10 protein-coding genes are annotated in these 11,766 nt (G+C 63.8%); 8 read left to right on the forward strand and 2 right to left on the reverse strand.

The genetic code is table 11. The features are described 5' to 3' along the window. Positions 1-160: 160 nt before the first annotated feature. On the reverse strand, positions 161-1,225 hold the full coding sequence (locus NKH52_RS18615; protein WP_352735115.1) for a polyamine ABC transporter substrate-binding protein: 1,065 nt from the start codon (positions 1,223-1,225) through the stop codon (positions 161-163). A 238-nt stretch (positions 1,226-1,463) separates the two neighbouring features. Between NKH52_RS18615 and NKH52_RS18620 the strand changes: the two genes are divergently transcribed. The 4 genes from NKH52_RS18620 to NKH52_RS18635 are packed head-to-tail and all read left to right on the forward strand — an operon-like array spanning position 1,464 to position 6,388. After that, a complete protein-coding gene (locus NKH52_RS18620) occupies positions 1,464-2,402 on the forward strand; it encodes a GntR family transcriptional regulator (RefSeq protein WP_352735117.1) in 939 nt (312 codons plus the stop codon). Positions 2,403-2,412: 10 nt separating this feature from the next. Beyond that, on the forward strand, positions 2,413-3,696 hold the full coding sequence (locus tag NKH52_RS18625; RefSeq protein ID WP_352735119.1) for a glycosyltransferase: 1,284 nt from the start codon (positions 2,413-2,415) through the stop codon (positions 3,694-3,696). A 5-nt stretch (positions 3,697-3,701) separates the two neighbouring features. Beyond that, positions 3,702-5,084, forward strand: coding sequence for a glutamine synthetase family protein (locus NKH52_RS18630; RefSeq protein ID WP_352735121.1), 1,383 nt, complete (start codon positions 3,702-3,704; stop codon positions 5,082-5,084). A 2-nt stretch (positions 5,085-5,086) separates the two neighbouring features. Further along, positions 5,087-6,388 (forward strand): NAD(P)/FAD-dependent oxidoreductase, encoded by a 1,302-nt coding sequence (locus NKH52_RS18635; RefSeq protein WP_352735123.1) that lies wholly within the window; start codon positions 5,087-5,089, stop codon positions 6,386-6,388. 291 nt (positions 6,389-6,679) lie between these two features. Here NKH52_RS18635 and NKH52_RS18640 read toward each other — a convergent pair whose 3' ends face one another. Continuing rightward, the gene (locus NKH52_RS18640; RefSeq protein WP_352735125.1) at positions 6,680-7,450 is read right to left on the reverse strand and encodes an IclR family transcriptional regulator domain-containing protein; all 771 of its coding nucleotides are present in this window, start codon (positions 7,448-7,450) and stop codon (positions 6,680-6,682) included. 120 nt (positions 7,451-7,570) lie between these two features. Between NKH52_RS18640 and NKH52_RS18645 the strand changes: the two genes are divergently transcribed. The 4 genes from NKH52_RS18645 to NKH52_RS18660 all read left to right on the forward strand — a co-directional run bounded on the left by NKH52_RS18645 (position 7,571) and on the right by NKH52_RS18660 (position 11,618). Next, positions 7,571-8,428, forward strand: a complete 858-nt coding sequence (locus NKH52_RS18645) for a CoA transferase subunit A (RefSeq protein ID WP_352735127.1) — start codon at positions 7,571-7,573, stop codon at positions 8,426-8,428. Beyond that, entirely contained in the window at positions 8,425-9,225 is an 801-nt protein-coding gene (locus tag NKH52_RS18650) for a CoA-transferase subunit beta (protein WP_352735129.1), read from the forward strand. The genes NKH52_RS18645 and NKH52_RS18650 overlap by 4 nt, the downstream gene beginning before the upstream one ends. A 1-nt stretch (position 9,226) precedes the next feature. After that, the gene (pcaF, locus tag NKH52_RS18655) at positions 9,227-10,432 is read left to right on the forward strand and encodes a 3-oxoadipyl-CoA thiolase (RefSeq protein WP_352735131.1); all 1,206 of its coding nucleotides are present in this window, start codon (positions 9,227-9,229) and stop codon (positions 10,430-10,432) included. A 154-nt stretch (positions 10,433-10,586) separates the two neighbouring features. Continuing rightward, complete coding sequence (locus NKH52_RS18660) at positions 10,587-11,618, forward strand: BMP family protein (RefSeq protein WP_352735133.1); 1,032 nt, start codon at positions 10,587-10,589, stop codon at positions 11,616-11,618. The last annotated feature ends 148 nt before the right edge of the window (positions 11,619-11,766 follow it).

An 11,766-nucleotide genomic window follows, 5' to 3' on the forward strand; every position in this document is an offset into this window, starting at 1 on the left:
GAGATCGGCAGTTCCAACCTTTCGCTTACTTTGAAAAATCGAAGATTGGCGAAAGCAATGCCACAGCCAATCTCCCCCCTTGAGGGGGAGATGGCCGGCAGGCCAGAGGGGGGCGACACGGAACGCAAGCTTGATTCCAAGATGCTGTTGGGAACAGTCCCTACTGCGCCGCCTTGATCTCGCTGACGATCTTCGAATAGTCGCGCTGGGCGTCGCCGACGTCACGCAATTGCTCGAACTTGACGAGGTCGGCCACCGGCATCGCCATGTTGGGGAATTTGGCCAGGAAATCGGCAGGCAGGCTTTCCATGGCCGGCTTGTTCGGCACCTTGTAGTCGATGTTCTGCGCTGCCCAGGCGTGGTTCTTGGCGTCGAGCATGAAGTTGATGAACTGGAAGGCGGCGTCCTTGTTGGCGGAGGCCTTCATCACCACCATCGTGTCGACCCAGAGGTCCGAACCTTCCTTGGGAATGACGTATTTGATCTCGGGTTTTTCGGCGATGCCGTAATTGCACCAGCCGTCCCAGGCCTGCACCATCAGCGCCTCGCCGGACACCAGCTTGGAATAGAAGGTGGTGTCGTCATAGGCGAGCAGGGTCTTCTTGGCCGAGATCAGCAGATCCTTGACCTCAGCCATCTTGGCCGGGTCGGTTTCGTTGACCGAATAGCCCTTGTCGAGCTGGCCGGCGGCCAGCAGCCAACGGTCGGTCGCCAGCATGGTGGTCTTGCCCTTCAATTCGTCGGATGGCGCGAGCAGGTCGCTCCAGCTGGTCGGCGCGACCTTGACCAGGTCCGAGCGGTAGCAGAGGCCGGTGGTGCCCCAGGTGTAGGGCACCGAGAATGCATTGCCGGCATCGTGAGGCAGCTTGGTTGCCTCGGGATAGAGATTGGTGAGGTTCGGGATCTTGGCGTGGTCGATCGGCTCGGTCAGGCCAAGCTTGTTCAACACCTCGGCGAAGGGCGAGGAGACGAAGACCACGTCATAGCCCTTGCCGCCGGCGGCGATCAGCTTGCCCATGATCTCTTCATTGGTGGCATGCACCACCACTTCGCCCGAAACGCCGGTCGCGGTCTTGAAGGCGGCCATGGCGTCGGGCGCCATGTAGCCGTCCCAGTTGGAAATGACGAGGTCGGCGGCCGTCGCCGGCGCGGACAGCACCAAGGCCAGGCCAAGTGCGATCGAAGATGTTTTCAGCGCACGGCGCCGCAGGCTGGTAGCGGTCATGACAGACTCCCATTCCGGTTGATCGTCGAATTGCATTCGCCGGACCAACGCTTGCGACCTTGCCGCCGCCTCAGTCCCGTTCCCTCGGTCTTTTCACGCCGATTGTCATGACAGTACTATTGCACAAAAAAGTACGTCAATCCATAATTTGTCGAACGACCGTAGAATCTGGCCGGTTGCGTCCATGCTGGCGATCGGCCACATCGATGCGGTCATGTCGTTTTCCATGAGACCAGTCATGCAAGCCGCAGCCCGACGACCCCGCACCAACCATCTCGATCTGGCGCAGCGCATCCTGGATGTGGCGCGGCAACGTGGTTTCGAGCCGGGCGCACGCTTGCCGGAGCAGCAGATCGCGTCGCTGTGCAGCGTCTCGCGCACGCCGGTGCGCGCGGCCCTTAGCCTGCTTGCGGAGCGGGGCGTCGTACGCTGGGAGGCGGATTCCGGCTATCACCTGGCCATCGACCTCACCGCGCAGGCTTCAGTCGCGACGGAATTGCCGGCCGCCGAGGAGGACGAGCTGGCCGAGGCGATCCTGCGCGACCGGTCGGCGCGGCGGCTGGACCAGACGGTGACCGTCGCGGGGCTGATGCGGCGCTACGGTGCCGAGCGCAAGACGGTACTAAAAGCGTTGAACAAACTGACGGATGAGAATCTGCTGGACCGTGCGCCTGGCCAGTCCTGGCTGTTTCGGCGCACCCCCGACGATCCGGAGGCGCAAGGCGACAGCTATGAATTCCGCTTGCTGCTGGAGCCCGCAGCCATCCTGACGCCGGGCTTCCGGCTGGACGGCGCGCGGGCGGCGGCGTTGCGCCAGGGCATGGAAGCGCTGGTGGCACTGCCGGACGCCGCATTCGACACACGCGAGTTCCAGCGGCTGGACATCGATTTTCATGGCATGCTCGCCGAAGGCTGCGCCAACCGCTTCGTTGCCGACGCGCTGGCCGATCACCTCAGGCTGCGCCGGCTGCCGGGCATCTATGCCGGCGTCAACGTCTTCCGCTTGCGGCAATCGCTGCGCGAACACCTTGCTATACTCGACCATCTTGAAAGCCTGCAGTATGAGGTGGCTGCCGATCTGCTTCGCATTCATCTGCGGCTCTCCCGCAACCAGCGACCGCAAGCGGCCAGCCGCGGGGCTCCCGCGCTGTTCGGCATGATCAGCCGGCCGGAATGACGAGGATTAATTGACGCGTAAAGCCAGCCCGACCATCGCGCTGTTCCCCGAAGCAAGCTTCGGCGCGGCGTTGAATTGCGTCGGCATCGCGCAGGCGCTGCGCGCGAGAGGCGCCCGGCCCGTCTTCATCTGCCATGCCGGCTTTTCCGGCGTCTTTGCCGACTATGGTTTCCAAGAATATCAGTTGCCGACCGAAGAGCCGCTGAGCGACAGCGACCGCCAGAGCTACTGGCAGGCTTTCGTGCGCCGGCACCTGCCGCATTTCCGGCTGAGCCCGATCGACCAGCTGGAAACCTATGTCGCGCCGACCTGGCAGGCCATCGTCGACACCGCGGTCAATGCCGAAGCGCCGCTGCGCCAATTGCTGGCGCGGCTGAAGCCCGACGCGGTGGTGCTCGACAATGTCATCATGTTCCCGGCGATCGCCGCCGCCGGCTGTCCCTGGGTGCGCGTCGTCTCCTGCGCCGAGACCGAGCTGCCGGATGCACGGGTACCGCCCTATCTGTCTGGGCTTGGCGTCGACGACCCGCAACGCGCGGCGTTCGAGGCCAGGTATCTGACGGCTTGCGCGCCCGCACATGATCGCTTCAACCGTTTCCGGATGGATGCCGGCTTGGCGCCGCTGCCGAAGGGCCTGTTCCTGGAGGCGTCGCCCGACCTCAATTTGCTGCTGACCCCGACGATCGTGCGCCGCGAGCGCGCCGAGCCGCTCGACCCCACGCGCTTCGTATATCTCGAAGGCTGCGTTCGCTCAGAAGCGCCATTCGAGGTCCCCGTGTTCCCACGCAATGGCGGGCCGCTGGTCTATGTCAGCTTCGGCAGCCTCGGCGCCATGGATGTCGGGCTGATCGAGCGCATGCTGGCGGTGTTCGACAGGCTGCCGGCGCGCTTCATCGTCAATGCCGGCGGCCTGCGCGACGCCTATCGCGCGGTGCCCGACAATGTCTATCTCGACGCCTGGTTTCCGCAGCCCTCGGTGGTGGCGAAGTCGGACCTGTTCATCCATCACGGCGGCAACAACAGCTTTTGCGAGGCGCTGCGCTTCGGCGTGCCGTCGCTGATCATGCCCTATTGCTGGGACGGACATGACAATGCGCAACGCGCTGGAGAGACCGGCGTCGGTGACCATATCGGCCGTGACGCCTGGACCGAAGGAGTATTGGAGAAAGCCATTCTCGGCCTGCTGGCCGACGATGCAATGCGCGCCCGCCTTAGGGACAATGCAGCCCAGATGGCGCTGAAACCCGGAACGGATGTGGCCGCGCAAGCCATACTCTCTCTGATACGGACATGAACGAAATGCCTGACAAAATCGCGACGAATAACTCCGCCCTGAACAACGCCGATCCGAGGAGTTGGTTGGCCCAGCACGGGATCAATGAGATCGAGTGCCTGGTGCCCGACATGAACGGCGTCCTGCGCGGCAAGGCCTTGCCAACGGCTAAATTTCTCCAGGCGCTTGAAGACCGCGCGCTCTATCTGCCGAGCAGCGCCTTCCTGGTCAGCATCGACGGCCGCTATTCCGGTTCGGTCGACGAGGGCTTTGCCTATTCGGATCCGGACATGCGCATGGCGCCCGATTTATCGACGCTCTGCCTGGCGCCTGGCGCCGCTCCCGGCAAGGCCTATGTCTTTGCCGATGCCTTCCACATGGACAACCGGCCATGGATGGCCTCGCCGCGCCATGTGCTGCGCGCCGTGCTCGACCTCTACGCCAAGCGCGGCTGGCGGGCGGTGGTGGCGCCGGAGCTCGAATTCTATCTCACCGCGCCCAATCCCGATCCCGACCAGCCGCTGACCGCTCCGGTCGGTGCCAATGGCCGTGCCGAGGGTGTGCAGCATCCCTATGACATGGCCGCGCTCGAGGAGTTCGAGCCGGTGATCCGCCGCATCTATGATTATGCGGCGGCGGCCGGACTGCCGCTCGACACGCTGATCCATGAATCGGGTACGGCGCAGCTGGAGATCAACTTCCTGCATGGCGATGCGCTGCCGCTGGCCGACAAGGTGCTGCTGTTCAAGCGGCTGACGCGCCAGGCCGCGCAGCAAAGCGGCATGCATGCGACCTTCATGGCCAAGCCGATCGCGGCGCAGGCGGGAAGCTCGATGCATCTGCACATGTCGGTCATCGACGAGGCCGGCAAGACCCTGTTTGCCGGCAGCGACGATGCCGACACCGAGATGTTTGGGCATTTCATCGGCGGCCTGCAAAAGTATGTGCCCGAAATCATGCCGCTGTTTGCGCCCAATGTGAACTCGTTCCGCCGCATAAGACCCAACCACAGCGCGCCGGCCAACATCGAATGGTCGCATGACAACCGTTCCTGCGGGTTGCGCGTGCCGGCCGGCGGCCGCGCCGCGCGGCGGGTGGAGAACCGGCTTCCGGGTGCGGATTCCAATCCTTATTTGGCGATCGCCGGTTCGCTTCTCGCCGGCTATCTCGGTGTCGAACAGAAGCTGACGCGCTCGGCCGAAGCATCGGGCAATGCCTATAAGATCAAGAGCACGCTGCCGAAAACCATGGAGGAGGCGCTCGACCGTTTCGAGGCATGCGAGCCGGTGCGTGAACTGCTGGGCGAGGATTTCTTCCAGACTTATCTGCGCGTCAAGAGCGTGGAGCTCGACCTGTTCCAGGGCGTGGTGACGAGCTGGGAACGCGACCACCTTCTGCTGAAGGTGTGATCATGGCTTCCAGTTCAACGGGTTTCAATTCGGGCCTCGACATCGCCAAATCCTATTATGTCGCCACCGCCAATCCCGCGCCGGACCATCCGGCGCTTGTCGGCGATGTCGAAGCCGACCTGGCGGTCGTCGGTGGCGGCTGCACCGGCCTGTCAGCCGCCCTTCACGCTGCCGAGCGCGGCCTGAAGGTGGTGCTGCTCGAAGGCGGCAAGATCGGCTGGGGCGCATCGGGGCGCAATGGCGGCCAAATGATTCCCGGCCTGCGCAAGGGCGCCAAGGGTCTGGTCAAGGTTTATGGGCCGGAGCGGGCCAAAGCGCTGTTCGATCTTGCCTTCGAAGCGCGCGGGCTGGTGCTCGACATCATCGAGCGCCACGCCATCGATTGCGATCTCAGGCTGACCGGCCATCTCGTCGGCGCGGTCAACGGCTCCGATCTTAGGGATCTCGAGGAAGAGGCCGAGTGCCTGGCCACGGTGATGAAGTTCCCGCATGCGGAAATCCTGTCGGCGGCTGAAGCCCGAGCCAAGGTCGATACACCCTACCATGGCGCGATGTACGAGCCGCTCGGCGGCCACATGCATCCGCTGAACTATACGCTCGGCCTTGCCCGCGCAGCGGTTGCCGCCGGCGTCACAATCCATGAGAATTCGGTGGCCGTGCGGCTGGAACGCGAGCCTTCGATCCGGGTCTCGACGGCAAAGGGTTCGGTCCGGGCAAAACACGTCGTGCTGGCGGGCGATGCGCTGCTCAATGGCCTGGAGCCGCGCGTCAACAGCCGCATCATGCCGGTCGGCAACTACATCGTCGCCACCGAGCCGCTGGAGGGCAAACGCAATGTCATCCCGGCCAATGTCGCGGTGTCCGACACCCGGTTCGTCGTCAACTATTACCGGATGTCGGCGGATGGCCGCCTGCTGTTCGGCGGCGGCGAGCGCTATACGCCGTCACCGCCGGCCGATATCGCCGGCTTCGTGCGGCCGCATATGGAAAAGACCTTTCCGCAACTCAAGGGCTGCCGCATCGATCACGCCTGGGGCGGGCTTGTGTCGGTGACGACGTCGCGACTGCCGCATGTCGGGCACTATGGTGAGGTCTATTTCGCGCATGGTTATTCCGGCAAGGGCGTCATCCTGTCGACGCTGTCCGGCAAGCTGCTGGCCGAAGCGATCACCGGCGATGTCTCGCGGCTCGATCTGTTCTCGACGCTAACCCCGATGCCGTTCCCTGGCGGCACGGCGCTACGTGGGCCGCTCTATGTGCTCGGCATGCTGTGGTACGCGATGCGGGATCGGATTAAGCATTGAGGGGGACGGCGGCGCGGCGAGGAAGGGCAAACGCCGCGATCCTTCGCGCCCTCTGTCCTGCCGGACGTTCGTCATTTGGAAAGCCAAGCAATTGGCTTTCCATCCGCTTCGCGGACCATTCCTCAACCCCCACGAGGGGCGAGATTGGCAGCTTCGGCGCAGCGCTCACCCTACAACGGTGTAGATTGGCGAAAGCCGCGATAACAGCTGATCTCCCTCCTTGCGGGGGAGATGGCCGGCAGGCCAGAGGGGGGTGCTGTCCCGCCGACGTCGAAGGTTGGATGAAGCTTCTTAAACCACAAAGAAATCCTCAATCCGCTGCTTGGCTTCCAGTAGTGCCGGCAATATCTCCCGCTCCATCTCCGCGACGGAGAAGCGTGCCGACTGGGTCGAGACGTTGATGGCCGCGACCGTGCGCTCCGCCCGGTCGCGGATCGGTACGGCGACCGAGCGCAGGCCGAGTTCCAGTTCCTCATCGACGATGGCAAAGCCGCCCGCTTTCGCCTTGCCGATGGCGCCGGCCAGCAGCCTTATATCGGTGATCGTCTTCGGCGTCCGTCTCTCGATGGTCGCCTGGTCGAGGAATGCGTCCAATTCCTGAGGCGTCAGGCCCGCGAGCAGGATGCGCCCCATCGAGGTGCAATAGGCCGGCAGCCTGGTGCCGACATCGAGTGACACGCTGAGAATGCGGCGGCCGGGAATGCGGGCGACATAGACGACATCCTCACCCGACAGGATGGCTGCCGAGCAGGCCTCGTTCAGCTGTGCGGCGACCGCGCGCATGATGGGGGCGGCGAAGGCCCATAGCGAGGCGCCGCCGAGCCAGGTGCGGGCAACCGTCAGCAGGCGCGGCGACAGCGAGAACACGCGGCCGGCCTGTGTTGCATAGCCAGTGGCGGTGAGTGTCAGCAGGAAGCGGCGGGCGCCGGCGCGGGTCAGGCCCGCTTCCGCGGCCATTTCAGTCAACGTCATGCCCGAGGGATGGCGGGCCAGGATCTCCATGACGGCAAGGCCGCGTTCAAGCGAGCCGACATGATCACGGGAAACAGCCTCTTCGTCCATCTTGTCTCCGCAGAACGACATCGGCGTCAGGATTGACTCCACGCCTCTGCTCAGCATAGAAAGTATCGCATATAAAACATATGTTCGCAATACGAACTTTTTCAGCCTGGAGCCGATGCGATGGTCAAGTTCCTGCCGCTCAAACAGGCCGTGGCCGAGAATTTGAAAGATGGCGACTCCGTCGCCTTCGAGGGCTTCACCCATCTGATCCCGACGGCGGCGGCGCACGAGGCGATCCGCCAGGGTTTTCGCGACCTGACCTTGATCCGCATGACGCCGGACCTGATCTACGACCAGATGATCGGCATGGGCATGGCGAAGAAAATCGTCTTCTCCTATGTCGGCAATCCCGGCGTCGGCCTGCTGCGGCGCGCCCGCGATGCCATCGAGAACGGCTTTCCGCGCTCACTTGAAATCGAGGAGCACAGCCATGCCGGCATGGCCAACGCCTATGAAGCGGGTGCTGCCGGCCCGCCCTGCGCGGTGTTTCGCGGCTATCGCGGTGCTGGCCTCGCGGCGGTCAACCCGAACATCAAGTCTGTCACCTGTCCGTTCACCGGCGAGGTGCTGGCCGCTGTTCCTTCGATCCGGCCTGACGTCACCTTCATCCATGCGCAGAAGGCCGACAAGAAAGGCAATGTGCTGGTCGAAGGCATCATCGGCATCCAGAAGGAAGCCGTGCTGGCGGCCAAACGCGCGGTGGTGACGGTCGAGGAAGTGGTCGACAATTTCGACGATCTGCACCCTAATCTGGCCGTGCTGCCGCGCTGGACGATCGCGGCAATATCGGTCGTGCCCGGTGGATCGCATCCGTCCTACGCGCATGGCTACTATGCGCGCGACAATGCCGCCTATCTGGAATGGGACGAGATCGCTGCCGACCGCGAGACATTCCAGGCGTGGATGCAGGCCAATGTCATCGAGAAGAGCGCCGACGATTTCGCGGCCCGTGTAGAGCATCTGAGGAAAGCGGCATGAGCGACAATCAGCTGGGTTTCACCCCCAACGAGATGATGACGATCGCCGCCAGCCGCGCGCTGCGCAATGACGATGTCTGCTTCGTCGGCATCGGCGCACCATCCGCCGCCTGCAATGTGGCGCGGCTGACGCATGCGCCCGATATCACGCTCATCTATGAAAGCGGCACGATCGGCACCGCGCCGGACGTGCTGCCGCTGTCGATCGGCGACGGCGAATTATGCGAGACCGCTATCACCACTGTCGCGGTGCCGGAAATGTTCCGCTACTGGCTGCAGGGCGGGCGCATCTCGATCGGCTTCCTCGGGGCGGCGCAGCTCGACAAGTTCGGCAACATCAACACCACCGTCATCGGCGACTATTTCCATCCCAAGACCAGGCTGCCCGGCGGCGGCGGCGCGCCGGAGATCGCGACGTCGTCGAAGGAGATCTACATCACCATGGCGCAGACCAAGCGCGGCATGGTCGAGAAGATCGATTTCTTCACCTCCTTCGGCCATGGCGAGGGCGGCGATCATCGCAAACGGCTTGGCATCGAGACATCAGGCCCGACCTTGCTGATCACCGATCTCGCCATCTGGAAACCGGATCCCGTGAGCAAGGAATTCACCGTCGTGTCGCTGCATCCCGGCGTCACCCGTGAGCAGGTGCAGGAGAGCTGTGGCTGGGTGGTTAAGTTCGCCGAGGCGCTTGACGAAACGCCGGCGCCAAGCGAACTCGAACTCAAGACATTGCGCAACCTGCAGGCCCGCACCAAGGCGGCGCATAAGGGAACCGGAAAAACAAAGGCTGCATAACATGGCCGAGGCCTATATCTGCGACTATATCCGCACGCCGATCGGCCGCTTCGGCGGTTCACTGTCTTCGGTACGATCAGACGATCTCGGCGCGATACCGCTGAGGGCATTGATCGAGCGCAATCCCGGCATCGACTGGCAGGCTGTCGACGATGTCGTCTATGGCTGTGCCAACCAGGCCGGCGAGGACAACCGCAACGTGGCGCGAATGGCGCTGCTGCTGGCAGGCTTGCCGAAGGAGATTACGGGCTCGACCGTCAATCGCCTTTGCGGCTCCGGCATGGATGCGCTGACCATCGCAGCCAGGGCCGTCAAGGCAGGCGAGGCGGAGCTGATGATCGCGGGCGGCGTCGAATCGATGAGCCGCGCGCCCTTCGTCATGCCCAAGGCCGACACGGCGTTCTCGCGCAATGCCGAGATTTACGACACCACCATCGGCTGGCGCTTCGTCAATCCGCTGATGAAGAAGCAGTATGGCGTCGATTCGATGCCGGAGACCGGCGAAAACGTCGCGGAAGAGTTCGCCATCTCCCGCGCGGACCAGGATGCCTTTGCCGTGCGCAGCCAGGACAAGGCGGTCGCCGCGCAAGCCAATGGCCGGCTGGCCAAGGAGATCACGCCAGTGACGATCCCGCAGCGCAAGGGCGATGCGGTTGTCGTCTCGAAGGATGAACATCCCCGTGCTGGCACGACGGTCGATGCGCTGGCCAGGCTGCCGACACCGTTCCGCCAGGGCGGCACGGTGACGGCCGGCAATGCCTCCGGCGTCAATGACGGGGCGGCGGCGCTGATCGTTGCCTCCGAGGCAGCCGTGAAAAAGTATGGCCTGACGCCGATCGCCCGCATCCTCGGCGGCGCTGCCGCCGGTATTGCGCCGCGCATCATGGGCATCGGCCCGGTGCCGGCGACGCAAAAACTCTGCGCGCGGCTTGGCCTGACACCAAGACAGTTCGATGTCATCGAGCTCAACGAAGCCTTTGCCTCGCAAGGCATCGCCGTGCTGCGCCAGCTCGGCATTGCCGAGGATGCACCGCACGTCAACCCGAATGGCGGCGCCATCGCGCTCGGCCATCCCCTGGGCATGTCGGGCGCCCGCATTTCCGGTACGGCGGCGCTGGAGCTTCGCGAACGTGGCGGCCGTTATGCGCTTGCCACGATGTGCATCGGTGTCGGCCAGGGCATCGCGATCGCGCTGGAACGGGTTTGATCGGCGGCCCTTGCTTGGCCGGCTAAGATCAAGAATCCGGTGCGCGGTTCAAATTTGACCACGTGGACAAAAGTCTGGCGTCGTTCCATACTTCCCCGTCTGACATTTTCACGAACAGCCGGCTCGACACGGCTGTCGAACAGAGGGGAATGCAATGGAAAACCGGAACAATAAATCGCAGATAAAACGCGAAGGGCTTTCGCGACGCAATGTGCTGGAGCTGGGCGCGCTTGGCTTGGCGGCAACGATGCTGCCGGGCGCCGCCTTCGCGGCGGACAAGAAGCTGAAGGTGGCGGCGATCTTCGCCACGCCGATCGAGGAGCCGTGGGACAACCAGATCCATGTCGCCTTGCAGAAGGCCGAGAAGGAACTCGGCATCGAATACAAATGGTCCGAGAAGGTGCAGACCGCCGATTTCAGCCGCGTGATGCGCGAATATGCACAAGGCGGCTACCAGCTGGTGCTGGGCGATGCCTTCGCTGCCGAGCGTGAATCGCGCCGCACGGCCAAGCAGTTCCCGAAGACCGCCTTTCTGTTCGGCTCCGGTGCCGGACCGGCGGAACCCAATTTCGGCGTCTTCGACAACTGGATCCACGAGCCCGCCTATCTCTCGGGCATGATCGCCGGCAAGATGTCGAAGTCGGGCACGATCGGCGCCGTCGCGGCGATGGGCATTCCGGAGGTGAACCGGCTGGTCAACGCCTTCTTCGCCGGCGCCAAGGAGGTCAACCCGAACATCAAGAAGAAGGTCGCCTTCATCGGCTCGTTCTTCGATCCGCCCAAGGCCAAGGAAGCGGCGGTCGCGCAGATCGACGCCGGCGTCGACGTCATCTACGCCGAGCGCTTCGGTGTCATCGAAGCCGCGGTGGACAAGAAGATCCTCGCCATCTCCAACATGTCCGACCAGTCGAGCCTCGGCCCGGATACGGTCATCACCGGTCCGGTCTGGGACATGTATCCGACGGTCGAGCAGGCGATCAAACTGGTCAGGGCCGGCGTCTTCACCGCGCAGGACTATGGCGATTTCTCGCGCATGGGCAAAGGCGGCTCGCATCTGGCGCCCTACCACAAGTTCGACAAGACGCTGCCGGCGGACGTCAAGGAGCTGGTCGAAAAGAAGAAGGCGGAGATTCTGGAAGGCAATTTCCGGGTGGATGTGGACGAGAATACGCCGGTTTCGGATTGAGTGTTACCCTCCCCCTTGTGGGGAGGGTCGATCCGCGAAGCGGAGCGGGGTGGGGGTCCCCGTAGGGCGCAACCCCCCCCCCCAAACGCACAAAAAAAACCCAACACCCACGCTCCCACGCCCCCCCCCCCCACCCCCCAGGTGAAGA

The sequence above is a fragment of the Mesorhizobium sp. M1066 genome (assembly GCF_040318635.1).
Classification (GTDB): domain Bacteria; phylum Pseudomonadota; class Alphaproteobacteria; order Rhizobiales; family Rhizobiaceae; genus Mesorhizobium.

What these genes read in the sequence shown, in the direction of transcription:
- NKH52_RS18615 (WP_352735115.1), bottom strand. Translation starts at nt 1,225, where the DNA reads ATGACCGCTACCAGCCTGCGGCGCCGTGCGCTGAAAACATCTTCGATC.
- NKH52_RS18620 (WP_352735117.1), top strand. Translation starts at nt 1,464, where the DNA reads ATGCAAGCCGCAGCCCGACGACCCCGCACCAACCATCTCGATCTGGCG.
- NKH52_RS18630 (WP_352735121.1), top strand. Translation starts at nt 3,702, where the DNA reads ATGCCTGACAAAATCGCGACGAATAACTCCGCCCTGAACAACGCCGAT.
- NKH52_RS18635 (WP_352735123.1), top strand. Translation starts at nt 5,087, where the DNA reads ATGGCTTCCAGTTCAACGGGTTTCAATTCGGGCCTCGACATCGCCAAA.
- NKH52_RS18640 (WP_352735125.1), bottom strand. Translation starts at nt 7,450, where the DNA reads ATGGACGAAGAGGCTGTTTCCCGTGATCATGTCGGCTCGCTTGAACGC.
- NKH52_RS18645 (WP_352735127.1), top strand. Translation starts at nt 7,571, where the DNA reads ATGGTCAAGTTCCTGCCGCTCAAACAGGCCGTGGCCGAGAATTTGAAA.
- NKH52_RS18650 (WP_352735129.1), top strand. Translation starts at nt 8,425, where the DNA reads ATGAGCGACAATCAGCTGGGTTTCACCCCCAACGAGATGATGACGATC.
- pcaF (WP_352735131.1), top strand. Translation starts at nt 9,227, where the DNA reads ATGGCCGAGGCCTATATCTGCGACTATATCCGCACGCCGATCGGCCGC.
- NKH52_RS18660 (WP_352735133.1), top strand. Translation starts at nt 10,587, where the DNA reads ATGGAAAACCGGAACAATAAATCGCAGATAAAACGCGAAGGGCTTTCG.